Raw genomic sequence first — 25,877 nt, 5'->3', positions numbered from 1 at the left:
CCACCCTCACCCCGCGCTCTGGCGTGTCGCGCTCACCCCCACCTCAAGGTTGAAGAGCCCCTTGTCCTGCCCGTTACCATGCTGTTCTCGGTACTTGGCGACGAGCATCAGGATGTAGTCGACGTTGATCTCGACCTGTTTGATCAGCTCGATCTCGAAGACCAGATCATCATTGATGAACTCCTTGTCGGCCTTCTCATCCTTGCGGAAGTCCGCGTACAGATCCAGATAAACGCTGCGATAGTCCTGCGCCTGTCTCGGATCAAGGAGTTCGCTTCCGGTGAATTCATCAAACGCGGTCAGGATGTTCTCCAAGCGCAGGATTTGCCCGAATAGCCGAATGAACTCCTTCTGTGCGCTCTCCCCAATGATGGGTTGGCCCAGCGGGAAGGACTCGAGCAGTTCACCCACCTTGTCGGCGTACTCTCCGTAGTAGTCGCCGTACGGCTTCAGAAGCACAACGCCGCGCGCGTCCTTATTGCCGAACAGCTCAAGCGCCGCGTTCGTCTCGTCTTCAAGATCGCGGAAGGTAACGATGTTGCCATAGGTCTTCACCGAGTTGAGGATGCGGTTCGTTCGGGAGAACGCCTGGATCAGCCCGTGTGCGCGCAGGTTCTTGTCGACAAACAGAGTGTTCAGGGTGGTCGCATCGAACCCGGTGAGGAACATATTGACCACAATCACGAGCTCGAGTTCGCGGTTTTTCAGCCGTTGCGAAAGGTCCTTGTAGTAGTTCTGGAACTTGTCCGCGCTGGTGTCATAACTGGTGCCGAACAGGTCGTTGTAATCCTGGATCGCATCCTCGAGGAAGCCGCGTGCATCGGCCGTGAGGGCATCGGTGTCGAAGGCCTCATCGTCGAGAATGCCGTCATCGCTCGCATCGTTCGCGCTATAGGAATAGATCAAACCGATCTTGAGACGCCGATCCGGCGGCAACTCGTCCTGCTGAACTCGAAAGTGGTTGTAGTAACGACGCGCAGCATCAATCGATGCGGTCGCGAAGATGGCGTTGAACCCGCGCACTCGCTTGTGCTCACGCACGGCCTCCGCTTGGTTGCGGATTCGCGTCGCCTCGGACACGTTCGTAACCACGGAATGCTCGTAACTGGACGACCGCTTCGTCTTCTGATCGAAATGGTCCAACGTGTACTTCACGATCTCGCTGATCCGCGCGGGCGCGAGTAGGGCCCTCTCAGTGTCGATCGCGGGGACCTGCTTGTCGACGACTGTGCCGACCTTTACGGTGTTGATGTAGTCAATCCGGAAGGGCAGCACGTTCTTGTCGGTGATCGCGTCCACAATCGTGTAGGTGTGCAGCTTCTCCCCGAACGCCTGTTGGGTCGTCTTCAGCTGCGGCCGGCCACCGGAGCTCGCGTTGGCGGAGAAGATCGGCGTGCCGGTGAATCCGAAGAGGTTGTAACGCTTGAAGGCCTTCGTGATGTCGGCGTGCATGTCGCCGAACTGCGACCGGTGACACTCGTCGAAGACGATGACAACATGCTCGCTCGTGATGGCGTGACCCTTGTTCGCCTTGATGAACGTCGACAGCTTCTGGATCGTCGTGATGATGATTCGCGCGCTCGGATCTTCCAACTGCTTCTTCAGCATCCGAGTGGACGTGTTGGAGTTCGCCGCGCCTTTCTGAAATCGGTCGTACTCACGCATGGTCTGGTAGTCGAGGTCCTTGCGGTCGACCACGAACAGGACTTTGTCCACGGTCGGCAGCTTGGACGCCAGTTGCGCCGTCTTGAAGCTTGTGAGCGTCTTGCCTGACCCGGTCGTGTGCCAGACATATCCACCGGCGGCCAGAGTGCCGAGCTGTCTTTGGTTCGTCGAGATGCTGATTTTCTGCAGTATTCTCTCGGTCGCCACGATCTGGTATGGACGCATCACCAGCAGCATCCGATCTGCTGTCAGTACGCAGTAGCGGGTGAGGATGCTCAATAATGTGTGCTTTGCAAAGAACGTCTTCGCAAAGGAGGTGAGATCCTGAATCGGCTTGTTTTGTGCGTCCGCCCACCATGACGTGAATTCGAAACTGTTGAAGGTCTTCCGCGCTTTGCCTGGCTTCTGTCCTTCTTTGATGTGCTGGCCGCGGGTCGTATTCGAGTAGTACTTCGTCAGCGTGCCATTCGAGATGACGAACAGTTGCACGTATTCGAAGAGCCCAGAACCGGCCCAGAAGCTGTCCCGCTGATACCGGTCGATCTGGTTGAACGCCTCCCGGATATCGACGCCGCGTCGCTTCAGTTCGATGTGCACCATCGGAAGGCCATTGACGAGGATCGTCACGTCGTACCGGTTGGCGTAGCGACTACCAGCGCTCTGCGGATCCTCGGGATGGCCTTGATCAACCTCGTACTGATTGATGACCTGCAGCCGGTTGTTGTGGATGTTCTGTTTGTCCAGCAGGGTGATGTTCTTCGTCGAACCATCATCACGCTTCAGGAGTTGGACGTAATCCTCTTGGATGCGGGTCGTCTTCTCGATGATGCCGTCGTTCTTGCCGGCAATCTTGTTGCCGAAGAAGTCCTGCCATTCGGCATCCGAGAACCTGATGTGGTTCAGTTCCTCAAGCTGGGCGCGAAGGTTCACCACCAGTTGCGTCTCGGACGTCAGGGGCAGATATTCGTAGGCCTGCGACTCCAGCAGCCGGATCAACTCGCGCTCCAGCGTGGCCTCCGACTGATATGCCGTCTCCGCCGTCGCATCCGGCACATACTCGGCGACGACAGTGCTTTCGGCGGAGACGGCGATGGGATCGTATTTGCGGTAGGCGATATCAGCCACGGGCGGGTTCTTCCAGTGGGTCGAGCGTATGCAGACCTATCTGTTCGGCGACTCGAAGTTGGTTCTGATCGTGGCTCACGACGATTACCCCACTGCCCAACGACAGCGCGGTCGCCAAGTGAATCGCGTCAAGCGTCTTCACATGTTCCATGATCGCCTCGGCCGTGGCGAGCACACCCTCGGTAATCGGGACGATACCGACATAGTCCAGCACGTCGTCGCGTTCCGAGATCGCACGGTCCTCTCGACGAAGGGTACGGGTGAGTTCTGTCTGCAGCAATCGGGAAGAGAACACTGCGTACGTCGGGTTGCTGGTGGTCTCGTCCAGCCAGCGAGCTGCCCGTCCGCCTCGCAGGAGAGCGTGCGCAGCTATGGACGTGTCCAGGTAGTAGCCTGTCACCGATTCTCTTCCATCTCAGCTAGCAGTGCCTCGACTTCGTCGTAACCATAGACGCGGTCGCGGGGACGATCAGCAAGCCGCGAGCCCCCGGGCTTCCGAGGCGGAGTTATCGTGATCGTCTCAGCCTCGTATGGCACGAGCTTCGCCACCGGGCGACGATGCTTCGTCACGAGGTATGTCTCCCCCGCCTCAACCCCGTTGAGTGCTTCGGTGGGGTTCTGGCGCAATTCTGCCACCGTGATGGTCTTCATGAAGCCAGTGTAGATGCCATATCTAGCTAGATCTAGATTTGGTGTGCAAACGTCTCTCTCAACTTCGATCAGTCAGCCGAAGTTCCGCGATTCCGTGCGCATCCTCGTTGATCTCATCGACCCCTCGGTCTTCCCACTGCGCGTAAGTTCCGCCCGACCACGTCCACGAAATCCGGCCATTGCAGGAGCGCCCGAGCGCAATAGCCCCCGCTCGCGAGGGAGAAGTGAAGCGGATGTCGCGCGCCACGCGTCCCACCCCGTTCTCGACGACGATAGAGCCATCAGCGAGCAGCCGCTCGTGTTCTTCTCGATAGACGGCGTATGCCCTTTGCGTCGCCTCGGCTATTCCCTTCGAGATCCACTTTGCGATTACGGTTGAGCCGGTAAGCAGAGTGAACTCTCCGTCGATAACCTGCGCACGCGCGTCCACCTTTCGCCTGGTATCAGTGAGGGTGAACTCTGGGGAAACGGACTCGATCGAATCCGCTGCTTTCGCGGTCTCACGACTGCGGATCACATCAACACCGAGAACAGGCAGCACGATCTGAAGTTGAGCAAGGAAGGCTTCCATGTCTGACTGCGCGGCTTCGGAGAGCCTCCTTCCCTGCGGATCATTGCCGTTGGTCAGCGTGCAACGGTTGGCCAGCCGCGCGAGCTCCACGAGGCGAGATTCGAGGTATCCCCAATGCCCTTCCGAGAAGGAATCGTCCTTGTTCGTCACGATGACGATCCGATCCCACTCACGAGACTTGAGTTCGGCATGGGCAGGGAATCGCCGCGCAAAGTTCTCAGTACGCCCGATATAAGTGCGAACGCCGGCAACCGCGTCAGAATCGTCGGACAGGAAGAGGTAGGCGCCGTTTCGCTGCGCTTCAGGCCGCCGCAAGAGCGCGCCCAGGCTGGATCTCTCGGAGGCCAGAACATGACCGGTCCATCCTGCGATCTCCGCGGTAGTCATGCCTCCTGGCACACCGTCGACCAGGAAGATCTCTATGTGCTTACCGTTCACGACGCATCCTCGAAGGTCAGGAGCTTGTCGCGGTAGTACTCGTACTGCTTTCGGCGGGCGGCAAGCTCAGCAGGAAGACCGGCACTCAGGTCATTTACGAGTGCGTCGAACTTGCTTAGGACCGTGACTATCCGGCGCTGGTCTTCAATCGGCGGAATAGGGACTACGATCTTGCCTAGGTCCTTACCGCCGATGCGCTTGACCTTGGCGCGGGAGACGTACTTCTCCTTCTGCGCATGAAACGCCGCCGTCTGTAGAACGTAAGAGATGTAAACAGGATCCTCATCAGACCGGAACGCGAAGCTGTCATCATGGATTGCGACCTCGGAATCACCCAACCATGCAACGCCCTTCGCAACGTCCTCAACTGTCTCCCCGACACAGGCAATCACAACGTCTCCAGGCTTTGCGTAACGGAGCCGCCCTGAGAGGTCGCTTCGGACATGCGAGAGAGTTTCGGTGGCAGAGATCCCGTAGTGTGTGTAGATCTCACCGTAGTGGATGCTCGGGATACCCTCCGAAGTCATGTCGTCCTTCGTGAACCGGCGCCCGCGGACGAACTCGCCGAACTCACCCATTGGAATCCACCGCACCCCCTTCACTTCGCGGAACGCCAGTAGTTGATCTCGATAGTGCCCGTACTGGCGGCGGCGGGCTTCCAGCTCTGCTTCCAGCTCTGCTTCCAGCTCTGCTTCCAGCTCTGCTTCCAGCTCTGCTTCCAGCTCTGCTTCCAGCTGAGTGAACTGGTCCAATACTCTCACGATCTCCCGCTGAACTTCGAGAGGCGGGACGGGGATCCGATAAGCCCGGACAAGATTGTCGGGGATTGAGGGGTAGTTTCCCGCGACCTGATTCGCCTCAACGTATTGACGGAAGGCGTCGGCACCGAGAAGGTGAGCTAAGAAGTTCGTGAGAACGACGGAGGTGTCTGGTCGAAGCACACAGTAGCCCGTGCTTGCGACCTGCCCGTCATGATCGGCCGGGATCACCGCCCATCGCATTTGCGCGGGACGTGTGGTTGCGAAGATCACATCGCCTGTGTGAACGATCTGTTGCGCGCGGCTTGGAGCGTTGCCTGCAGTGATGGATGCCGTTTCACCAATCCTGCGCGTCACGCGGTCCACGGAACTCAGATCGATGTACTGGAACTCGTCGTCACCCACATTGGCCCATTTGATGTTGGAGCCTCTTGCCGTGACTTCGCCGACAGGCTTGAATTCGACGCCCTTTGGCGCCAGTTCCGCGATCAACTCGTCGATGCGGCTCATGCTGTTCCCTCGAGGTCGGCGACGATCTCGTCAATCGAGGCGCGAAGTTCGGCTTGGCGCGCGACGATGCGGGCGATCTCGTCATTCAACTCGGTGATGTCAATGACCTCACGGCTATCTTCCTGCGCGACGTAGCTGGAGACGGCAATGTTGTAGTCGTTCTGACCAATGTCCTCGTTCGGGACCAGCTTCGCGAGATAGTCGACGTCAGCGCGCGCAATGAAGGCGTCGAGGATGTGCTGCTGGTTTGCGGGCAACAGCTTGTTCTTGTTGCCGACTCGTCCAAACTCCCCGGATGCGTCTATGAACAGGACGGCGTTGTCGGCCTTCGACCTCTTCAGCACGATGATGCAGGTCGCGATCGTGGTGCCGAAGAAAAGATCGGGCGGCAATTGAATGACCGCGTCGACGTAGTTGTTGTCGATGAGGTACTTGCGGATCTTCCGCTCCGCTCCTCCGCGGTACAGCACGCCCGGGAATTCGACGATCGCGGCAGTGCCGTTGACGGCGAGCCACGACAGGATGTGCATTGTGAAGGCCAGGTCGGCCTTCGACTTGGGCGCGAGCACTCCCGCAGGCGAAAAGCGCTCGTCATTGATGAGCAACGGGTTCGCGTCGCCCTCCCATTTGATTGAGTAAGGCGGATTCGACACGATCGCCTCGAATGGTTCCTCGTCCCAATGCTGCGGGTCAAGAAGAGTGTCACCGTGAGCGATGTCGAACTTCTCGTAATTCACGTCGTGCAGGAACATGTTGATGCGCGCAAGGTTGTACGTGGTCAGGTTGATCTCTTGACCGAAGAAACCCCCGACGTTCTCCTTGCCGAGCACTTTGGCGAACTTCAGCAGCAGCGATCCGGAGCCGACGGCGGGATCGTAGACCTTGTTGACCCGAGTCTTACCGACGACGGTGATCTTCGCGAGCACCTCGGAAACCTCCTGCGGTGTGTAGTACTCGCCACCTGACTTACCGGCACTCGAGGCATACATCTGCATGAGATATTCGTATGCGTCACCGAAGGTATCTATTGCGTTATCGGCGAAGTCCCCGAACTCCAGATCGCCGATGGCATCCAGAAGCCGCACCAGCTTCTCGTTGCGCCTGGCGACCGTGTTTCCGAGCTTGGGACTGTTGACATCGATGTCATCGAACAGGCCCTTGAAGTTGTCTTCGGCATCGGTTCCGATGGCGGACGCTTCGATGTTCTTGAAAACCCGAGCGAGGGTCTCATTGAGGTTCGCATCTTGCGCAGCACGCTCGTGGACGTAGGCGAACAGCTCAGACGGGAAGATGTAGAAGCCCTTCTCCTCGACCGTGTCCTGTCGTCCGAACAGTGCTTCGGGGTCAGGCAGGGTCGCGTAGTCGAAGTCCGAATCGCCGGCGTCACGTTCGCCCTTGTTGATGTAGTCGGTGAGGTTCTCGGAGATGAACCGGTAGAAGAGCATGCCGAGCACATAGCTCTTGAAGTCCCAACCATCGACGCTTCCGCGCAGATCATTCGCTATGCGCCAGATTGTCTTGTGCAATTCGGCGCGCTGGGCTTCTTTGGTGGTGGGTACCATGCATTCACCTCCTGCGCCGGCGGCGCGAACTCATCGTTGGTTACTGTCTGCTCACACCGTAGCGGGAGGCACTGACATCGGCAGTCTGGCACGCTCACTGAGCCCCCACCTCAATCCCCCACCCCCAGATGTCATCCACTCGCTGACCCCCGTTCACCCTACGTATCCCAACGCGTCCGACACCGCCCCTAGATTCACCCCGTGCCCAGTTCGCGCGAGGAGACGCAGAGGTGACGAGGACATCCCTATCCGCCGAAGCGGCAGCCCCACGACGACCGCGGATGACCCGCCGAAGCCTGCGCGAAAAGACGATCTTCGTCCTGCTAGCGGCGCCAAACATCGCGCTGATTCTCGCGTTCACCTACCGGCCGCTGCTGATGAACATGTACTACTCCACCCTCGACTGGACGCTCGGCTCCGACTACGCGCGCTCGGTCGGGCTGGGCAACTACATGGAGTTCTTCACCAAGCCGGAGTCGATGCAGGTGCTGCGCACCACGCTGATCTTCACCGTCGCCACCGTCGGCGGCTCCATCCTGCTGGGGCTGGCGCTCTCGACCGTCCTGAACCGTCAGCTGGTCGGCCGCGGCTTCGCCCGCGCCACCGTCTTCGCGCCGTACGTGCTGTCCGGCGTCGGCGTCGGCCTGGTGTGGATGTTCATCTTCGACCCCACTTCGGGCGTCCTGTCGGCGCTGCTGCGCCGCGGCGGATTACCGGTGCCGCAGTGGTTCCTCCAACCCGACTTGTCGCTGGCGATGGTGATCATCGTCTACGTCTGGAAGAACCTCGGCTACTGCGCAGTGATCTATCTCGCCGCGCTGCAGGCGATCCCCCGCGACCTGCTCGAGGCAGCCGCCATCGACGGTGCCGGACGATGGCAGGTCTTCAGCCGAATCGTCTGGCCGCTGCTGTCACCCACGTCCTTCTTCTTGCTGATGACGATGCTGCTGTCCTCACTGCAGGCATTCGACCTGATCCGGATCATGACGCCACTCGGCAACGGCACCACCACGTTGATGTATGCCGCCTACCTTCAGGCGTTCGGCGGGTACAACCGGGCCGGCTACTCCGCGGCGATCTCCACGATCCTGTTCGTCATCCTCATCGTCGTGACCATCGTCCAGCTACGCGTCATCGAGCGGAAGGTCCACTACGCGTGAGCACTCTGATCAGCGACCGGCCTGCCTCGGCCCCCACCTCCCCGGCGCCCACCGTCCTCCAGCTCCGTAAGGGGCCCAGCTCCGCCCGGGCCGACCGGCGCCGGGCAAGGGCATCTCTCATCTTCGGCGGATACCTGCCGCTGATCCTGGCGACCTTGATCATCGCGCTTCCCCTGCTGTGGATGGTGCTGGGCTCATTCAAGACGAGCAGCGAAGTGATATCCCGCGAGCTCGTCTGGCTGCCCGGCTCCCCCAGCTTCGATGCCTACCGGGTCGCCTCCGAAAAGGTCGACTTTCCCCGGCTGTTCTGGAACTCGCTGGTCGTCACGGTCATCGGGGGCGGCCTCAAGGTGATCTTGGCGATCACGACCACCTACGCGCTGGTCTTCGTCAAGTTCCCATTCAAACGCGTCATCTTCATGGGCATCCTCGTGGCACTGATGGTGCCCTCGCAGGTGTCCCTGCTGCCCAACTACGTCCTGGTGGCGGGGCTCGGTGGCGCGAACACCTATTGGGGCATCATCCTGCCGGGCCTCGGGACGGCATTCGGCACCTTCTTGCTGCGGCAGCACTTCCTCTCGTTGCCCGTCGAGATCCTGGAGGCCGCCGAACTCGACGGTGCCGGGCACCTGCGGCGGCTGGCGTCCATCGTCGTGCCGATCTCGACCCCGACGATCGCCACCGTCGCCCTGGTGACGCTCGTCAACGAGTGGAACGACTACATCTGGCCGCTGATCATCACCAGCGACGACTCGATGATGACGCTCCCGGTGGGCCTGACCCTGCTGAAGAACCTCGAGGGCGACCCCAGCTCCTATCCGATCCTGATGGCCGGCGCTGTCGTGGTCATCCTGCCAGTACTGATCGTTTTCATGTTCCTCCAGCGCTACATCGTTGCTGGCCTGACCCAGGGTGCGGTCAAGTGACCGCGTCCGTATGACGTAAGCAAATAGATCCCTATGCCCCGACTTCTCCGGTCGTCACCGCCGGTTCCAACTGGAGGTCGCCACCAAGTTCCAGGCCGCCCAGGCCGGTAGTCAGCTGCCCGACATCGTCGTGTTCTCCGACGTGTGGTGGTTCCGCCACTTCCTGGCCGACTCGATCATCCCGCTCGGCAACGCGCTCGAGGCCGCCGAGGTCGACACCTCCGACTACCGCACGGCCTGTTCGCCGACTACCAGTACGCGGACGCGCAGTGGGCCGTGCCGTGGGCCCGCTCCACGCCGCTGTTCTACTACAACAAGAGCCACTGGAGCGCCGCCGGGCTGGAGGACCGCGCTCCCAAGACCTGGGCCTGCAGAAGACCACGGCTGGCAAGTTCGACCTGGGCGTCGGCTTCCTGCCCGGCGGCCCGGAGGAGACCTCCCCGGTCTGCCCCACCGGTGGCGCCGGAGTCGGCATCCCGAAGAAGATCGCCAAGGAGAACCAGCTGGCCGCGGCGAAGTTCATCGGCTTCCTGACCAACCCCGAGAACACCGTCAAGTTCTCCGCCGCGACCGGTTACATGCCTGTCCGCACCTCGGCCGACACCAGCAGCCTGCTGGCCGCCAACCCGCTGGCCGGTGAGGCGATCAAGCAGCTCGACGTCACTCGTCCCCAGGACTACGCCCGCGCATTCCTGCCGGCGCCGACCAGGAGATCGCCAAGGCGGTCGCCGAGATCGTCACCCAGGAGGCCGACGTCAAGACCTCACAACCACGCTCAAGGGTGTCCTGGAAGGCATCTACACCAGCGAGGTCAAGGACAAGATCTAGGCCGAGGTCACCCCCCTCAGGCCTGCGGGCCCGCAGCATCTTCACCCGGATGCTGCGGGCCCACATTCATCTCCGGGTGCGCCCGCCCGTGATTCTCGCGATACCCCCTGGGCCTCATCCGGCAGAATGGCGTCCGTGAACCACGCGCTTGGCCTCATTGCCGGAACCGCCGCCGACGCAGTCTTCGGCGATCCCCGGCGTCATCACCCGGTGGCCTGGTTCGGCAGTTGGGTGTCCTGGCTGGAAAGCCGCATCTACCGCGATTCCGTGGCCCGAGGCGCGCTGTTCACCGCCACTGCACTGGCACCGGTCGCAGCCCTCGGAATCGCCGCTGACAAGCTCACCCGCGACCACCCGATCGCGCACACCGCACTGACTGCCACCGCCACCTGGGCGGTACTGGGCGGCCACAGCCTCGCTGCTGAGGGTCACGCCATGGCTCGCGAGCTGCAAGCCGACGACATCGCCGCCGCCCGTGATCGGCTCACGCACCTGTGCAGCCGCAATCCCGAGCACCTCGACGCGTCCGAACTGGCCCGGGGCACCGTCGAGTCGCTGGCCGAGAACACCTCGGACGCGGTGGTCTGCTCGCTGTTCTGGGGTGCTGTCGCCGGAATACCCGGATTGCTCGTCCATCGGGGCATCAACACCCTGGATGCCATGGTTGGCTACCGGAACCCGCGTTACGAACGTTTCGGCAAGGCTTCGGCGAAACTGGACGACGCCGTCGCCTACCTCCCGGCCCGGCTGTCCGGGGTGATCTCCAGCGGCTTGGCCGCCACGGTGGGCGGCAGCCCCACGAACGCTTGGCGGGTCATGAGGCGCGATGCCCGCAACCATCCGAGCCCCAACGGAGGCTGGTGCGAGGCTGCCTGGGCGGGTGCGCTGAACACCCATCTGGGTGGCGCGTCCATCTATCACGGACGCGTCGAGGAGCGCCCACAGCTGGGTGATCCGGACACACCGGCCCCCGATGTGCACACCATCGAACGCGCGTCGACCCTGGTCAGCGCGGTGACCGTGGCGTCCGCGGGGCTGGCGGCGGCCGGATCGCTGCTGGCGCGGCGGCTGGTCAGTGCAGCAGTTGCTCGGCGCGCTGGTTCCAGGTGACCAGCTTCCAGTAGCTGTCGGGTCGGGCCGCCAGCATCGTCCAACCACAGTTCGACATGCTCGCCAGCGTCGTCGAGGTCGGGTAGTCCCAGCCGAGCACACCGGCGGTGCCCATCCTGATGGCCAATCCGTGGCTGGCGACCACCACGGTCTGTCCGAGATGCGCGGACGCGATCTCGCGCAACGCCTCAGCCATCCGTGCCGCGACCTCCGCGCCGGTCTCCCCCGTCGGGGAACGCCGAGCATCGCGGCCCTCGCCGAGGGCGAGCACGAACTCAGGATTTGCGCGGTAGATGTCTTCGGCGTACAGGCCCTCCCACTCGCCGACGTCGATCTCTTTCAACCGGTCATCGGTCGCAATGGGCAGATCGACCCTGCCGGCCAGCGCCTGAGCGGTGATGTACGCCCGCTGCAACGGCGACGCATAGATCGCATCGATCCGCAGCTTCGACAGGCCGACCGCGGCCACCTCGGCCTGGGCGAGCCCCACATCGTTCAGCGGGGCATCGAGCTGGCCCTGGAAGCGGTTCTCGACGTTGAAGGTCGTCTGGCCGTGCCGCCACAAGATGATCTGGGTGCGTCCCTCAGTCACTTCCGGTCGCCGCCCTCACCCCGGCCGGCTCGTGCTGACCGGGCAGGTCGTCCTCGTCCTGATCGTCGCCGAAGTCGTCGTCATCGGGTAGTTCGAGATCGATGACCGGGCAGTCGCGCCAGAGCCGCTCCAAGGCGTAGAGCTCGCGCTCCTCGCTGTGCTGCACATGCACCACAACGTCGCCGTAATCGAGCAGCACCCAGCGGTTCTCGCGGTCGCCTTCGCGGCGCAAGGGACGAAGCTTGTCCACCTCGATCAGCTTCTCCTCGATGGCATCGACGATCGCTCCCACCAGACGCTCATTGTTCGCGCTCACGATGAGGAAGATATCGGCGATGGCCAATGGCTCCGACACATCGCAGGCGACGATGTCGCGGCCCTTCTTGTCGTAGGCAGCCTTCGCGGCGAGCCGTGCGATTCTGATGGCTTCTTCGGTAGCGCTCACATCACATCCAGACTGATCCTTGACAGATCTCGAGGTCCTCTTACCAGTCGACAATATCGGCCGCAAGCGTTTCTCCCTCATTCGCGGGGGTATAAAGACCGCGTTTCGCAACATATTGGACGACGCCGTCGGGCACCAGATACCACAGCGGCAGCCCCTCACGGACTCGCTTGCGGCACTCGGTGGAGCTGATGGCCAGCGCCGGCACCTCCAGTCTGGTGACCTTCTCGGCCGGCAGATGGCTGATGTCGCGGGCTCGCAGATCCACTCCCGGCCGCGACACCCCGACGAAGTTCGCCAGGTCGAACAGCTCGTCGGCGCCGCGCCAGGTGAGGATCGAGCCCAGCGCGTCCGCGCCGGTGATGAACGTCAGATCGACATCCTCGCCCCGCTCGGCCTTCAGCTCCTTGAGAGTGTCGACGGTATAGGTATTGCCGGGCCGGTCGATATCGACGCGCGACACCGAGAAGCGCGGGTTGGACGCGGTCGCGATCACCGTCATGAGGTAGCGGTCCTCGCGGTTGCTGACCTTGCGTCCGACCTTCTGCCAGGGCGTGCCGGTGGGCACGAACACCACCTCTTGCAGATCGAACCGGGCAGCGACCTCGCTGGCAGCCACCAGGTGGCCGTGATGGATGGGATCGAAGGTGCCGCCCATCACACCCAGGCGATAGCGATGCTTGCCATCACGGATGCGAGCGAGTCCCAGATCAATGGACTCATGGAGCAGCTCACCAACGTCGGTCATGGCAGAACAATAGTGGTCCGGCGCTCAGGGTAGGTAGTCGTTGGTGGTGGCCTGCGCGCCGTCGACCTCGCTTTCGAGCAACCCGTTGTCGTGCATCCAGGTGGCGTAGGTCGCCCAGTCGTCGGCGGACTGACGTCCGAAACCGTCGGCCGGCAGCAGGGCCAGCGTCGCCTCGACCATCTTGGCGAGCACCTCCGGGTCGTAGGAGCCTTCGGTTTCGGGGGTCAGCGCGTCGATCGCCACCTGCGGATCGGCCAGCGCGGCCTGCTGGCCCGCGGCCGTCGCGGCGAGGAAGGCCTTCACTCGTTGGGCGTAGTCGGCGTCGTCCTGCAGGCGCCGCGGGTTGGCGATGATGACCAGTTCAGCGTAGTCGGGCACACCCAACTCGGTGGCCGGCAGGATCACGAAATCGCCCTGGGCAGCCAACTCGACGCCCTCGATATTGCGGAACGCGCCGAAGATGGCGTCCACCTGGTCGGTGAGCAGCGCCTGATTGAGGCTCTGCTGCACATTCGGCAGCGAGATCGTCGCGGGGTCGACACCGGCATTGCGCGCGATGAAGTCGATCGTCGGTTCTTGGGAGGCCAGCCCGGACAGCCCGATGGTCTTACCGCCAAGATCGGCGGCGCTGGTGATGCCGGAATCGGCCCTGGTGATCAGTGAGGTCAGCGAGGTGGGGATCAACGCGGCCACCGAGATCACGTCCAGCCCCGATTCGACGGCGATCAGGGTGTCGGGTTCGTACGAAATGGCCAGGTCGACGCGGCCCAGCGAGACCTCGCGGGCGGCGTCGGCGGTGTTCGACGGAGTGGCGAAGCTCACGCTCAGGCCGGCGTCGTCGTAGGCGCCGGTGTGCTGGGCGGCGTACAGCGCGGCATGGTCGGGATTGGGTGCCCAGTCGAGCAGCATGCTGACCTGGGTGGGGCCGGCTCCCGAGGTCGAATCGCCGGTCTGGGCGCCGGACGAGCCGCAGGCGCTCAGTGCCAGGCCGGCGGCCAATCCGAGTGCGATCGTCGCGCCGAATCGTGTCGTTTTCATAGGGTGGTGGTTCCTTCCGTGGGTTTGTTCCATGGGCAGACGAGTCGTTCCAGGCCGATCACGGTGGCCAGCAGCACCGCCGACATGATGGTCAGGACGATGACCTGGGCGAAGACGAAGTCGGTCTGCATCCTGGGGATCGCCTGCAGCATGAGGTAGCCGATGCCGTCGGTGGAGCCGGTGTATTCGGCGAAGACAGCGGCGACAGGGGCGAAGGTCACCGAGACCCGCAGCCCCGCGAAGCCGCGTGGCGCCGCATACGGCAGCCGAACCCGCCAGAACAGTCCGTGGCGGGTGGCGTGCAGGCTGCGCAGGGTGTCGATCAGCCGGGCGTCCACCGACCGGATGCCGGAGAGCAGGTTGAGCGCGACCGGAAAGAAGCACAGCAGTGCCACCACGATGACCTTGGGGGCCATCCCGTAGCCGAGCGCGATGGTCAGCAGCGGGCCGATGACGATCACCGGGATGGCCTGGGAGGCGATCAGCAGCGGCGTCATGGCCGAGCCGATGACCGGGAGATAGCCCGAGATGATGACCACGATCACCGCGACCGCCACCCCGAGCAGGACCCCGATGACGGTTTCGCTGAATGTCAGCCAGGTGGCCGAGGCCAACCGGGTGGGCCAGGTGGCGATCAGCGAATCCAGCACGGCTTTCGGTGCGGGAATGACGTAGTCGGGGATGAGCCCGTTCGCGGTCACGGCGATCCAGCCGGCGAGGATGAGCAGCACCGTGATGGCTGGTGGTAGCACCTTGTGCTTGAGATACCAGCTCATCGGGGCGCTCCCGGATTCGGGCCGAATCCGGAGTCGGCGAACGATTGCAGGATCTGCCTTCTGACCGTGGCGAAGGCCGGGTCTCCGAGCAGGAGTTCACGGGGGCGGTCGTCGGCGAACCAGCCCGGCCAGCTCGCTGCCGTGCTGACCGGTTGGCCAGGAGCGGGTTCGGCCAGCAGCACGACCCGGTGGGACAGCAGCAGAGCTTCGTCCACGTCGTGGGTGACCATGATCAAAGTGGCGCTGGAACCGATGATGGTGGCCCGTAGCCACTGCTGGACCTCGGCGCGGGTGATGGCGTCGAGCGCGCCAAGGGGCTCGTCGGCCAGCAGGATCGGCTTGTCGGCGAGCAGTGCGCGGGCCAGCGCGGCGCGCTGCCGCATGCCCCCGGACAGTGCCGCGGGGCGTTCCTGCTCCCAGTCGGCGAGTCCCCACTGGTGCAAGGTGGCGTGCGCCCGGGCCCTGGCCTGTGGACGTGTGACTCCGCGGTTGCGCAGGCTGATCGCCACGTTGTCGAGCAGGTTCAGCCACGGCAGCAGCGAGTCGCCCTGGGGCATGATCGCGCAGGAGGCCAGTCGTCCGGCTGGGTCGTCGCGTCCCAGGACGCTGAGGGTACCGGTGGTGGGTTCGTGCAGCCCGGCGATCAGCGAGAGCAGGGTGGACTTGCCGCAGCCGGAGCGTCCGATCAAGGCGAGATGCTGACCGGCCGGCACCTGCAGCCGCAGTCCGCCGAGCACGCCGCGCTCGGCTTTCGGGTAGCGGAAGCCCAGATCGTCGATGGTGATCGCGGGCGTTGGAGGGTCGGCCGAAGCGTTGATGGCCATTCGACATCCCTCCGCTCATACGAATGAGTTCAGGTTCAACGGGTGTCATCTCAGCCTGCTGGGCAGGCACCCCGTGTCGCTTTCTGTTGACCTGGCGAACTATAGCAAGCCCGCCCCCCGACCGCCCGGCCGGTTAATCGATTGTGTGGTTGAGCAGGATCAGGGAATCGCGGTGGACGATCTCGCGCTCGTACTGGACGCCCAGCTCGGCGGCCAGTTCGGACGAGCGGCGGCCCAGCATCGCCGGCAGCTGATCGGCATCGAAGTTGACCAGGCCACGGGCGACCGCCTCACCCGACGGGGTGACCAGGTCGACCGGGTCACCGGCGACGAAATCGCCGGTCACCTTGGTGATCCCGGCAGCCAGCAGTGACGCATTGGCCTGGGTGACCGCCCGCACCGCACCCGAATCCATGTACAGCGCTCCCCTGGCCATGGACGCATGTGCCAGCCACAGCAGCCGGCGCGGCCGGCGCTTGTCGATGGGCGAGAACGCAGTGCCGACCGGTTCGCCGACGAGGATCTCCCCCACCTGCGATGCCCGGCCGAGCACCACCGGAATGCCCGCGCCGGTGGCGATCTGGGCGGCCTGCAGTTTGGTGGTCATCCCGCCCGAGCCGATATTCGAACCGATCCGATGGGTGTCGACCGTCAGCGCCTCGACATCGGGCACGAAGCTGATGGGCAGCGAACCCGGTTCGTCGGGATGTGCGGTGAACAACGAATCGACATCGCTGAGCAGCAGCAACGCGTCCGCGCGCACCAACTGGGCGACCAGCGCGGCCAACCGGTCGTTGTCACCGAAGTGGATCTCGTGGGTGGCGACGGTGTCGTTCTCGTTGATGATCGGCACCACGCCCATCCGCAACAGCGTGCCCAGTGTGCGCAGCGCATTGGCATAGGTCGACTGGCGGGTGACATCGTCCACGGTCAGCAAGACCTGACCGACCAGGATACCGCGATCTCGGAAGAGTTCGGTGTAGCGCTGCACCAGCAGCCCCTGACCGACCGCGGCGGCAGCCTGCTGGTGAGCCAGGTCGCGCGGACGCCTGCGCAGCTGCAGCGGAGCCAAGCCCGCGGCGATGGCGCCCGAGCTAATCAGCACGATGTCGTGGCCGTCGTCGTGAGCATCGGCCAGCGCGCTCACCAAGGCGGCGACCCGATCCTCGGCGAGACCACGCGAGGCGCTGCTCAGGGACGAGGAACCGACCTTGACCACCAGACGGCGTCCGGTGGCAACCTGCTGACGGACTTCTTCCTCGGTCAGCACACCATCGAAATCGGGGCTCAACGCTATTCGCCATCCTCGTCGAAATCATGGGAGAGTTCGTCGGCCAGCGCCTGACGGTGCAGCTCGCGCCAGTCGGCCTCCCGGTCGTGGCCCACCAGCTCATCACGGGCAGCATGATAGGCGGCATCCAACTCGCGGCGGCGCCGCACCGATGGACGCACCTCTTCGAGCCGCTGGTCTTCACCGCGGCGCGACAGCAGTTCGGCACCGGTATCGACCTGCGGAGCGAAGTCGAAGACCACCGGATGTTCCCCGGCGCCGATCGCCACCGCATCGCCGGGGGTTGCCCCCATGGCCAGCAGTTCGTCCTCGATACCCAGCCGGTTGAGCCGGTCGGCGAGATACCCGACGGCCTCGTCGTTGCCGAAATCGGTCTGCCGCACCCAGCGTTCGGGCTTGTCACCCCGCACCCGCCAGACGAAACCGCCCTCGCCGTCGCCTTGACGTTTGATGGTGAACTCGCGGCCGCTGGAGGCTACCGGCTCGGGACGGATAACGATCCGGCGCGGCGGCGCGGCGGTCATCTCGGCACGACGCTCGCGCACGATCTCGGCCATCGCGAAGATGAGCTTGGTCAGGCCCTGACCGGTCTTCGTCGAGATCGGGAAGACCCGGTATCCGGCTGCCTCGATGTCGGGGGTGACGATTTCGGCCAGGTCGCGGGCATCGGGCACGTCGATCTTGTTCAGAGCCACCAGGCGCGGCCGGTCTTCCAGGCCGCCGTAGTTGGCCAGCTCCTTCTCGATGACCTGCAGATCGCCGAGCGGTTCGCGTCCGGGTTCCCAGGTGGCGCAGTCGATGACGTGGACGATGGCCTGGCACCGCTCGATGTGACGCAAGAAGTCGTGGCCCAGGCCGCGGCCTTCGCTGGCTCCCTCGATCAGGCCGGGCACATCGGCGACGGTGAAGGTGGTTTCTCCGGCCACCACCACGCCCAGATTGGGGACCAGCGTGGTGAACGGATAGTCGGCGATCTTCGGCTTTGCCGCCGAAATCGCCGCGATCAGACTGGATTTGCCGGCGCTCGGGTAGCCGACCAGGCCGATGTCGGCCAGCACCTTGAGCTCGAGGTCGACGATGCGTTCGTCGCCTTCCTCGCCGAGGAGGGCGAAGCCGGGCGCCTTGCGGGCCGCCGAGGCGAGCGCGGCGTTGCCCAGCCCGCCCTTGCCGCCGCCTGCCACCACGACCTCGTCGACCTCCCCGAGATCGGCGAGCACACGGCCGGTTCGTTCGTCGGTGACGATGGTGCCCTGGGGCACCATCAGGACGATGTCTTCGCCGTTGGCGCCGTTGCGGTGCCCACCCATGCCGGGTTGCCCGTTCTGGGCCTTGCGCACCGACTGCCGGTGGTAGTCGACCAGCGTTGTCAGACCGGGATCGGCGCGCAGGATGACCGATCCGCCGTTGCCGCCGTTGCCGCCGTCCGGGCCGCCGAGCGGCTTGAACTTCTCGCGGTGCACGGACGCGCAGCCATGGCCTCCATTGCCTGCGCTGACGGTGAGCCGCGCGCGGTCAACGAATGATGGAATCGCCATGAAGTGCCTTCTGAATGTCCGTACCAGCGCCGCGATGGCCTGGCTGCGCCCAACGGACGCACTTGTCCATTCTACCGAGACCGCCAATGGCGCGCCTCAATGCGACTCTCCCGCACCGTAAAGTTGAAAGGGCTACGACCAACAAAGGGGTTACCGATGCTCAACGCTAGTCCGTACGTCATTTTCTCCAGTCAGGCCCGCGAAGCGCTCGAGTTCTACCAGTCGATTCTCGGTGGTGAGCTTCGTGTCATGCTGCAGTCGCAGTACAACCCCGATCCCGCCGTCGCAGATCTGGTGATGCACGGCCAGCTGGACCTGCCCGGCTTCTCGCTGATGGCCGGCGACGACCCGTCCGGGAACACGCCGGCCGAGTCCGGCAGGATCACCATCACCTTGTGGGGTGATGATCTGGACGAGGCCCACCGCATCTTCGACGCGCTCGGCGAGGGCGGTACCGTCAACACCGCGTTCAGCAAGCAGATGTGGGGCGACTACTACGGCGACCTGGTCGACAAATACGGGGTCTCCTGGGCGATCGACATCGACGTGTCCGGCGAGAGCTGAGTCCGCGCGACGCCGTTGATCGTCGCCCGGCGGCCACGGTGGCACGTGCAAGAATGACCCTGCAGGAAGGCAGGCATTCGTGGACGTCACCGTGGGCAACATCGTCTTCTTGGCGTTCGCCGGAGTCGCCGCCGGGCTGGTCGGCTATCTGGCAGGGCTGATGTCGCTGATCAGCTACCCGGCGCTGCTGGCGGTCGGGCTTCCCCCGCTGACGGCCAACGTCACGAACACCCTGGGTGCGATCGGTGTCGGCGCCGGAGCCGCCGTGCGCGCCGGCGACCAGGTGATGGCCGCCGGACGCAAACGCGCCTGGCAACAGTTCGTCATCTGCGCAATCGGCGGCGGTACCGGCGCCGCCTTGCTGCTGATCACCGGGGAAGGCGTCTTCGAGGCGGTGGTCCCCTGGCTGATCGCGTTCGCGTCCCTGACCCTGTTCGTCAGCCCGCGCCTCAAGAAGCTGTCCAGCGGCACCGAACGCTGGCGCATCTACCTGTGCTCGCTGTTCTTCGTCTGCCTGTACGGCGGGTATTTCGGCGCAGGTGCCGGGGTTGTCTACTTCGCCCTGGTGCTGCTGCTGACCAGCTATCCCTGGCCGCGGGCCGTGCTGATGAAATCGGTGCTGTTGAGCATCTCCAATCTCGCGGCCACCGTCATCTTCGTCATCTTCGCGCCGATCGATTGGCTGGCGGCGCTCATCTTGTTCATTGGCAACCTGATCGGCGGCAACATCGGGCCGCTCGTTCAGCGGTACATCCCCGAAGCCATCAGCCGCTGGGTGATCGCCATCGGCGGCCTCTTCCTGGCCTGGTCGTTGTGGAGGTGACCCCGCTCCACATGAGGGATCACTAGACTCGAGCAAACGGTCCCGACGCTGAGGAGCAAAGATGCCCGAGGTACTCGCCTATGCCACCGACGACCACAATGCCGAGTTTCACCGCACCACGATCACCCGCCGGGAGCCCGGGCCCACCGAGGTCTACTTCGAGATCAAGTACGCCGGAATCTGCCACTCCGACATTCACACCGCTCGCGCCGAGTGGGGGCCGGCGATCTACCCGCTGGTGCCCGGCCACGAGATCGTCGGCATCGTCACGAAGATCGGCGATCAGGTCACCAAGTTCACGGTCGGCGACAAGGTGGGCATCGGCTGCTTCGTCGACTCCTGCCGCGAATGCGAGCAGTGCAAGGCCGGTCACGAGCAGTTCTGCACCGCCAAGCCGTACACGATCTGGACCTACAACTCGATCGGACGCGGCGGTCAGCCGACCGCCGGCGGATACTCGCAGGCCATCACCGTCGAGCAGGACTACGTCATCCGGATCCCCGACGAGATCCCCTTCGAGAAAGCCGCGCCACTGTTGTGTGCAGGCATCACGCTCTATTCACCACTCAAGCGGTGGGGTGCCGGACCGGGTAAGAAGGTCGCCATCATCGGCATGGGCGGCCTTGGACATGTTGGCGTCCAGATCGCGGCGAAGATGGGCGCCGAGGTCGTGGTGATCAGCCAGACCATGAGCAAGAAGGACGACGGCCTGCGCTTCGGTGCCTCCGACTACTACGCGACCAGCGAGCCCGAACGGCTGCGGGAACTGCGCGGCAGCCTCGACCTGATGGTCTCGACCGTGGCCGCGGTGGCCGACCTGGACGCGATGCTGAAGCTGCTGAAGCCCGGCGGCGTCCTCGTCGATGTCGGTCTGCCCGAGCACGCGAGCACGCTGAGGCTGTCGAGCCTGACCAGTGGCAACAAGGTGCTGGCGGGCTCCCAAATCGGCGGCATCGCTGAAACCCAGGAGGTGCTGGACTTCTGCGCGGCCAACGGCGTGGTGCCGCAGGTGGAGATCATCTCCGGCGAGGACATCACCGCTGCCTACGACAAGGTCGTGCACTCCCAGGTGCGCTACCGCTACGTGATCGACACCTCGACCTTCTAGGTCGCAGGCTCGGCGCGGCATCCGCCGCCACACAAGCAGCAGCTCCCGAAAGCCTCAGGCCTTCGGGAGCTGTCTTCGGGATCTGAGCTGTTTGGGCTCAGACCTCGCTGGGCTCAATGTTGATGACGCGGCGTCCGCGGCGGGTGCCGTACTGCACCTTGCCCGCGATCAGCGCGAAGAGGGTGTCGTCGCCACCACGGCCGACACCTTCACCCGGATGGAAGTGGGTGCCACGCTGACGGACGATAATCTCGCCTGCGTTGACCTGCTCGCCACCGAAACGCTTCACGCCGAGGCGCTGAGCATTGGAATCACGACCATTGCGCGAGCTGGACGCGCCCTTCTTGTGTGCCATCTCTGCCTCCCTCAGCCTTCGATTCCGGTGACTTTGACCTGGGTGTACTTCTGACGGTGCCCCTGGCGCTTCTTGTAACCGGTCTTGTTCTTGAATTTCAGAATGTGGATCTTCGGGCCTTTGACCTCGCCGAGTACCTCAGCAGTCACCGAAGCCTTACCCAAACCATCGACATCTGTGGTGATGTCGTCGCCGTCAACCAGCATCAGCGGCTGCAGGGAGATACTGCTACCGACCTCGTCAGCAACTCGGTCGATCTCGACGATGTCACCCACGGCCACCTTGTGCTGGCGGCCGCCACTGCGCACGATCGCGTACACGCCTGACTCACTCTCGCTCATCTGCCCCCAACCTTCAGGGGCGGAACTTCGTTCTTCTGTCTGGGAGCGTCCTGCCGCCATCACTGACTGCCATGACGCCCAACGCTCTACGGTGCCCCAGCCGAACAGATGACGGCCGAGGACGCACCGAAGATCTATGTTATGTCGTGCCCTGCCAGCCGGTCAAACCGTCTGGACCAGATCGGCATCCTGCTGATCGGCGGCCTGCGGCGCGCCGGCCTCCAACTCACCGGCCGGTTTGTCTCCCGGCAGCAGTTCGCCCGGCCTGGTTTCTGCGGGCAGTTCGGCGTTCTGCGGGCCGGCACCATCGGTGTCGAAACCGGAGGCCTCGCCTTCCACCGGCTCTGCGGCGGTCGCGGGCTGCTCGACGTGATGCCGTGATGCCGCCGCGGCCAGCCTGGCGGCTGCCTGCCTGGACTCCTCCGACGGCTGCACCTGTTTGGCCTTCGGCGGCACCGGGGCCTCCTCGGGCTTCGGCTTCGCCTTGTTGCTCGAGCGCCGATTGTTGCTGCGGCTGGCGTTGGACGATGCCTTGCCGCCGTGACGCTCGCCGCCGTCGGCCGGAGCCTGCGAATCGACGGGCTCGTCGTGGCGCACGTAGCCGCGTCCACCGCATTGTTCACAGACCTCGGTGAAGGCTTCTGCCAGGCCGGTGCCGATGCGCTTGCGGGTCATCTGCACCAGACCGAGGCTGGTGACCTCACTGACCTGATGACGGGTGCGGTCGCGTCCGAGGCATTCGACCAGCCGGCGCAACAGCAGTTCGCGGTTGCTCGGCAACACCATGTCGATGAAGTCGACCACGATGATGCCACCCAGATCGCGCAACCGCAGCTGCCGGACGATCTCCTCGGCAGCCTCCAGGTTGTTGCGGGTGACGGTCTCTTCGAGGTTGCCGCCGGTGCCGGTGAACTTGCCGGTGTTGACGTCGATGACCGTCATGGCCTCGGTGCGATCGATGACCAGCGAGCCGCCACTGGGTAAGAAGACCTTGCGCTCCAGAGCCTTGCTGATCTGCTCATCGATACGGAATTTCGCGAACGGATCACCCTGCGTGGCGTCCCACTTGACCAGCCGTTGCGCCAGATGCGGCGCGACACGCTCGAGGTAGTCCTTGATGGGCTCGTAGACATCGTCATCGCTGCCGTTACCGGCCACGAACAGATGCTTGAAGTCCTCGGTGAAGGTGTCGCGGATGATCCGCAGCGTCAGATCGGGCTCCGCGTAGAGCTGATGCGGCGCAGTGTTCTGCTTCGCCTTCTTCTGGATCGTCTCCCATTGCGCCTTCAGGCGCTCGACGTCGGCGGTCAGCTCATCTTCGCTGGCGCCCTCGGCGGCGGTGCGGACGATGACCGACGACTCCTCGGAGACCACCGAGTCGAGGATCTTCTTCAGGCGATGCCGTTCCGAATCCGGCAGCTTGCGGCTGATCCCGGACAGGTGACCGCCGGGCGAATAGACCAGATAGCGTCCCGGAAGCGAGATGTGGCCGGTCAGCCGGGCACCCTTGGCGCCGACCGGGTCCTTGCTGACCTGGACGAGCACCGGCTGGCCCGACTTGAAGACCTGCTCGACCTTGCGCTTGTCGGAGCTGACGTCGAAGGCGTCCCAGTCGACCTCACCGGCATACAGCACGGCGTTGCGGCCGCGGCCGATGTCGATGAAGACGGCCTCCATGCTGGGCAGCACGTTCTGCACGCGGCCCAGGTAAATGTTGCCGATCAGCGAGGTGGACGTGCTGCGGTCGACGTAATGCTCGACGAGCACGTTGTCCTCAAGCACCGCGAGCTGGGTGTAGTCGGCGCGCTGGCGAACCATCATCACCCGCTCCACCGATTCGCGGCGGGCGAGGAACTCGGCCTCGGTCAGGATCGGCGCACGGTGGCGTCCGGCAGCGCGTCCTTCACGGCGGCGCTGCTTCTTGGCCTCCAGCCGGGTCGACCCCTCGATCCCGGAGACCTCATCGCTGCTGGCGTGCTTCGGCTCGCGAACCCGCACGACCACGTCGCTGTCCTCAGACGAGTCATCGCCGCGGCGACGGCGACGACGACGCCTGCGGGTGGACGATCCGGCCGACTCGCCGGATTCCTCCTGCTCGCCGGACTTGTCCTCGTCGGTCTTGTCGCCGGATTGGTGGTCACTTTCGACGGCGGCTGCCTCGGTCTCGGCGTCGTCCTCGGCGTGCTCGTCGCTCTCATCGCCGGCGCCCGACGACGACCTGCGACGGCGGCGACCGCCGCGGCGACGGCGACGACGCTGGGACGAACCGCTCGATTCCCCCTGCTCCTCGTCGGAGGCCTCAGCTTCGTCCGTGGCCGCCTCGCTGTCGTCGGATGACTCGTCGGCTTCGGCGGGCTTGGTGTCGGCGTGCTCGGACTGATCGTCGGCGGAAAGCTCATGGGTGACCGCGGCGATGAGAGCCGCCTCGGCGGCAACTTCTGCCTCGGCGAGCGCGGTTTCGGCCTCGGCCGCGGGTCGTCCGGCGATGGCCGCGGCCAGCGATGCGAGCATCTGCTCCTTGTCGACCTCGCCTTCGGCGGCCTTCGCCCGACGGCGCCCGGCCGCTGCGTTCTCGGCTGCGGCCAGCGCTGCCTCGATCTCGTCGGCGCTGCCGGCCAGCGATTCGTCCAGGGCCTGCACCGGCCTGCGCGATGAGCTGCGGCGGCGGGTCTGCGACCGGTGCCCAGCTGCCGGCTCGATCGGCGTCAGATCGGGGATCTCGCCTTGCGGATGATCGTCCGCCTCTTCGACAACCTCCGGGGCCACGGCCTCGGCAACGGGTTTGGTGGCGCGCCGGGTGCGGGGGGGACGCTCGGAGCCGGTGGTCTTGTCGATCGCGGCCTTCTTGGTCGCCGCCTTCTTGGCAGCTGCCTTGTGGGGGGCGGCCTTCTTGAGGGCCACCTTGATCTGCTCGTCCTCGTGCGCGGGGTCGACAGCCGCGGCGGCGGGGGTCGGCTCACTCACCTTGGGTGGACCTGCCGGACGGGTCTTCGAGCGACGACCGCTGGGGGGACGCGGCAGATCGTCAGCGACGGCGGGGGCGGGTTCGGGGGTCGTGATCTGCTCGGCAGCAGCCGGGGTTTCGATCACCGATTCGGGGGATTCATTGTTCACTGAAGTGTCATCGAGCATGGACGCTCCTCTTGCACCCGAGGGTGCGGCTCACTACCGCGGCAAGCCGCGGTACAAAACTGTCGGTGCATCCGGGGTTCTCTCATCCCCGCGGTCGCCGCACCCAGTAGGGCGTCGGACTCGCACTGGCACTCGACGTGACCATCTCGATCAGCGGTGCAGTTTGCGTCGCGGTTGGATGATGAGGATCATCCCGGAGCTCGTGCCGGCGGCACGATTACCTAACGGCTAGTATGCCACAGCTCGGCAATCCAGCCCCTGTTTCGCCGCTGGTCAGGCCAGCGGGTCGCCAACTTCGTCGCCGATCAGGGGACCCTGGGCCCGCCGGGTGGCCAACGGCGCATCGATCTCGGACAGCACATCGGGGGCCAGCAGGCGCAGCGCGGCGACCACATCGTCGGGGCGTACCAGCGGCTCGCTGTGCCGCACCACCAGCTCCAGGCCGTCCTCGCTCGCCCAGACCTTGATCAGGCCGGCCCGCACGTCGAAACGCCGCTCCCCCTTCTTCGTCATCCGGGTCACCTCGACCTGCTCGGCGTCGCGCAGGATGCCGGCCAGCTGCGCCAGCACTGCCGGGTCGACTCCGGGCAACTCGATCGTCCACCAGGAGGCCTCGAGCAGTTCGTGCAGCGGACGACCGCCGGCCTCGACGATGGTGACGACATCGAATCCCGGTGGCAGCACCCGGTTCAGCGCCTCGCGAACCTTCTCGGGATCGCACCGCTCGCTCAGCCCCAACTCGACGTACTCGGCTTCGCTGGCGGCACCGGTCGGCGCAGCCCCCGCGTAGGAGACCCTCGGGTGCGGCGAGAACCCCGACGAGTAGGCCATCGGGATGCCCGCGCGGCGCAACGCCCGCTCCAGGGCGCGTCCGAAATCGCGGTGGCTGGCGAACCGGGCGGTACCACGCTTCACATGCCGGAGCCGCAGCTTCTGCACGGGCGGTGGTTGTTGGGGCGGTTGTGGACGTGCCATGTCACGACAGCTTAATGTCCGATATA

The 25,877-nt window shown here is 64.4% G+C and carries 26 protein-coding genes and 1 riboswitch; of the genes, 7 read left to right on the top strand and 19 right to left on the bottom strand.

Annotated features, from left to right (window positions below; all coding sequences use genetic code 11):
• Positions 1 to 6: 6 nt before the first annotated feature.
• Genes QUE25_RS12520 through QUE25_RS12495 form a run of 6 tightly spaced genes read right to left on the bottom strand, consistent with a single transcriptional unit; the run spans position 7 to position 7,280 of the window.
• Positions 7 to 2,790 (bottom strand): type I restriction endonuclease subunit R, encoded by a 2,784-nt coding sequence (locus tag QUE25_RS12520; protein ID WP_286265506.1) that lies wholly within the window; start codon positions 2,788 to 2,790, stop codon positions 7 to 9.
• Positions 2,783 to 3,190: a type II toxin-antitoxin system VapC family toxin gene (locus QUE25_RS12515; protein WP_286265504.1), complete on the bottom strand. Its 408-nt coding sequence runs from the start codon at positions 3,188 to 3,190 to the stop codon at positions 2,783 to 2,785. The genes QUE25_RS12520 and QUE25_RS12515 overlap by 8 nt, the downstream gene beginning before the upstream one ends.
• Positions 3,187 to 3,441, bottom strand: a complete 255-nt coding sequence (locus QUE25_RS12510) for a type II toxin-antitoxin system Phd/YefM family antitoxin (protein ID WP_286265503.1) — start codon at positions 3,439 to 3,441, stop codon at positions 3,187 to 3,189. The genes QUE25_RS12515 and QUE25_RS12510 overlap by 4 nt, the downstream gene beginning before the upstream one ends.
• A 58-nt stretch (positions 3,442 to 3,499) precedes the next feature.
• Complete coding sequence (locus QUE25_RS12505; RefSeq protein WP_286265502.1) at positions 3,500 to 4,450, bottom strand: GIY-YIG nuclease family protein; 951 nt, start codon at positions 4,448 to 4,450, stop codon at positions 3,500 to 3,502.
• A complete protein-coding gene (locus QUE25_RS12500) occupies positions 4,447 to 5,718 on the bottom strand; it encodes a restriction endonuclease subunit S (protein ID WP_286265500.1) in 1,272 nt (423 codons plus the stop codon). Before QUE25_RS12500 ends, QUE25_RS12505 begins: the two co-directional genes overlap by 4 nt.
• A complete protein-coding gene (locus QUE25_RS12495) occupies positions 5,715 to 7,280 on the bottom strand; it encodes a type I restriction-modification system subunit M (protein ID WP_286265498.1) in 1,566 nt (521 codons plus the stop codon). Before QUE25_RS12495 ends, QUE25_RS12500 begins: the two co-directional genes overlap by 4 nt.
• 281 nt (positions 7,281 to 7,561) lie before the next feature.
• Here QUE25_RS12495 and QUE25_RS12490 point away from each other — a divergent pair, with 281 nt between their 5' ends.
• Together QUE25_RS12490 and QUE25_RS12485 are read left to right on the top strand one after the other, a co-directional pair.
• On the top strand, positions 7,562 to 8,440 hold the full coding sequence (locus QUE25_RS12490) for a carbohydrate ABC transporter permease (protein ID WP_286265496.1): 879 nt from the start codon (positions 7,562 to 7,564) through the stop codon (positions 8,438 to 8,440).
• Entirely contained in the window at positions 8,437 to 9,366 is a 930-nt protein-coding gene (locus QUE25_RS12485; protein ID WP_286265494.1) for a carbohydrate ABC transporter permease, read from the top strand. The genes QUE25_RS12490 and QUE25_RS12485 overlap by 4 nt, the downstream gene beginning before the upstream one ends.
• A 31-nt stretch (positions 9,367 to 9,397) precedes the next feature.
• Here the strand turns inward: QUE25_RS12485 and QUE25_RS12480 are convergent, their stop codons facing one another.
• Complete coding sequence (locus QUE25_RS12480; protein WP_286265492.1) at positions 9,398 to 9,526, bottom strand: hypothetical protein; 129 nt, start codon at positions 9,524 to 9,526, stop codon at positions 9,398 to 9,400.
• A 121-nt stretch (positions 9,527 to 9,647) separates the two neighbouring features.
• On the opposite strand from QUE25_RS12480, the gene QUE25_RS12475 reads away from it, so the two are divergent.
• Both QUE25_RS12475 and QUE25_RS12470 read left to right on the top strand, forming a co-directional pair.
• A complete protein-coding gene (locus QUE25_RS12475; RefSeq protein ID WP_286265489.1) occupies positions 9,648 to 10,286 on the top strand; it encodes an extracellular solute-binding protein in 639 nt (212 codons plus the stop codon).
• 34 nt (positions 10,287 to 10,320) lie between these two features.
• Positions 10,321 to 11,304 (top strand): cobalamin biosynthesis protein, encoded by a 984-nt coding sequence (locus QUE25_RS12470; protein ID WP_425332716.1) that lies wholly within the window; start codon positions 10,321 to 10,323, stop codon positions 11,302 to 11,304.
• Here QUE25_RS12470 and QUE25_RS12465 read toward each other — a convergent pair.
• From QUE25_RS12465 to obgE, 8 genes are all read right to left on the bottom strand, one after another.
• A complete protein-coding gene (locus QUE25_RS12465) occupies positions 11,267 to 11,896 on the bottom strand; it encodes a histidine phosphatase family protein (protein WP_286265485.1) in 630 nt (209 codons plus the stop codon). The genes QUE25_RS12470 and QUE25_RS12465 overlap by 38 nt on opposite strands.
• Positions 11,889 to 12,341: a ribosome silencing factor gene (rsfS, locus tag QUE25_RS12460; RefSeq protein ID WP_286265483.1), complete on the bottom strand. Its 453-nt coding sequence runs from the start codon at positions 12,339 to 12,341 to the stop codon at positions 11,889 to 11,891. The genes QUE25_RS12465 and rsfS overlap by 8 nt, the downstream gene beginning before the upstream one ends.
• Positions 12,342 to 12,381: 40 nt before the next feature.
• Positions 12,382 to 13,089, bottom strand: a complete 708-nt coding sequence (gene nadD / locus QUE25_RS12455; RefSeq protein ID WP_286265481.1) for a nicotinate-nucleotide adenylyltransferase — start codon at positions 13,087 to 13,089, stop codon at positions 12,382 to 12,384.
• Positions 13,090 to 13,113: 24 nt separating this feature from the next.
• Positions 13,114 to 14,127: an ABC transporter substrate-binding protein gene (locus tag QUE25_RS12450; RefSeq protein WP_286265479.1), complete on the bottom strand. Its 1,014-nt coding sequence runs from the start codon at positions 14,125 to 14,127 to the stop codon at positions 13,114 to 13,116.
• Positions 14,124 to 14,903 (bottom strand): ABC transporter permease, encoded by a 780-nt coding sequence (locus QUE25_RS12445; RefSeq protein ID WP_286265478.1) that lies wholly within the window; start codon positions 14,901 to 14,903, stop codon positions 14,124 to 14,126. Before QUE25_RS12445 ends, QUE25_RS12450 begins: the two co-directional genes overlap by 4 nt.
• Positions 14,900 to 15,727, bottom strand: coding sequence for an ABC transporter ATP-binding protein (locus QUE25_RS12440; RefSeq protein WP_286265476.1), 828 nt, complete (start codon positions 15,725 to 15,727; stop codon positions 14,900 to 14,902). The genes QUE25_RS12445 and QUE25_RS12440 overlap by 4 nt, the downstream gene beginning before the upstream one ends.
• Positions 15,717 to 15,811: riboswitch (TPP riboswitch) on the bottom strand. (Overlaps the previous gene by 11 nt.)
• A gap of 49 nt (positions 15,812 to 15,860) precedes the next feature.
• A complete protein-coding gene (gene proB / locus QUE25_RS12435; RefSeq protein WP_425332715.1) occupies positions 15,861 to 17,018 on the bottom strand; it encodes a glutamate 5-kinase in 1,158 nt (385 codons plus the stop codon).
• Positions 17,019 to 17,020: 2 nt separating this feature from the next.
• On the bottom strand, positions 17,021 to 18,553 hold the full coding sequence (gene obgE, locus QUE25_RS12430) for a GTPase ObgE (RefSeq protein WP_286265474.1): 1,533 nt from the start codon (positions 18,551 to 18,553) through the stop codon (positions 17,021 to 17,023).
• Positions 18,554 to 18,709: 156 nt separating this feature from the next.
• Here obgE and QUE25_RS12425 point away from each other — a divergent pair, with 156 nt between their 5' ends.
• From QUE25_RS12425 to QUE25_RS12415, 3 genes are all read left to right on the top strand, one after another.
• On the top strand, positions 18,710 to 19,117 hold the full coding sequence (locus tag QUE25_RS12425) for a VOC family protein (RefSeq protein ID WP_286265471.1): 408 nt from the start codon (positions 18,710 to 18,712) through the stop codon (positions 19,115 to 19,117).
• Positions 19,118 to 19,196: 79 nt separating this feature from the next.
• A complete protein-coding gene (locus tag QUE25_RS12420) occupies positions 19,197 to 19,940 on the top strand; it encodes a sulfite exporter TauE/SafE family protein (protein ID WP_286265469.1) in 744 nt (247 codons plus the stop codon).
• A 61-nt stretch (positions 19,941 to 20,001) separates the two neighbouring features.
• Positions 20,002 to 21,048: an NAD(P)-dependent alcohol dehydrogenase gene (locus tag QUE25_RS12415; RefSeq protein ID WP_286265467.1), complete on the top strand. Its 1,047-nt coding sequence runs from the start codon at positions 20,002 to 20,004 to the stop codon at positions 21,046 to 21,048.
• Between the two features lie 97 nt (positions 21,049 to 21,145).
• On the opposite strand, the gene rpmA is transcribed toward QUE25_RS12415, so the two are convergent.
• From rpmA to QUE25_RS12395, 4 genes are all read right to left on the bottom strand, one after another.
• The gene (gene rpmA / locus QUE25_RS12410) at positions 21,146 to 21,403 is read right to left on the bottom strand and encodes a 50S ribosomal protein L27 (RefSeq protein ID WP_286265465.1); all 258 of its coding nucleotides are present in this window, start codon (positions 21,401 to 21,403) and stop codon (positions 21,146 to 21,148) included.
• Positions 21,404 to 21,414: 11 nt separating this feature from the next.
• Positions 21,415 to 21,723: a 50S ribosomal protein L21 gene (gene rplU / locus QUE25_RS12405; RefSeq protein WP_286268562.1), complete on the bottom strand. Its 309-nt coding sequence runs from the start codon at positions 21,721 to 21,723 to the stop codon at positions 21,415 to 21,417.
• A 183-nt stretch (positions 21,724 to 21,906) separates the two neighbouring features.
• Positions 21,907 to 24,876 carry an Rne/Rng family ribonuclease gene (locus tag QUE25_RS12400; protein WP_286265463.1) on the bottom strand — a complete coding sequence of 990 codons (2,970 nt, stop codon included), beginning with the start codon at positions 24,874 to 24,876 and terminating at the stop codon, positions 21,907 to 21,909.
• 273 nt (positions 24,877 to 25,149) lie between these two features.
• Positions 25,150 to 25,851, bottom strand: coding sequence for a TIGR03936 family radical SAM-associated protein (locus QUE25_RS12395; protein WP_286265461.1), 702 nt, complete (start codon positions 25,849 to 25,851; stop codon positions 25,150 to 25,152).
• Positions 25,852 to 25,877: the final 26 nt, after the last annotated feature.

This window comes from Brooklawnia propionicigenes (assembly GCF_030297015.1).
In the GTDB taxonomy this organism is placed as follows: domain Bacteria; phylum Actinomycetota; class Actinomycetes; order Propionibacteriales; family Propionibacteriaceae; genus Brooklawnia; species Brooklawnia propionicigenes.
This window is presented reverse-complemented; position numbering and strand designations above follow the sequence as displayed.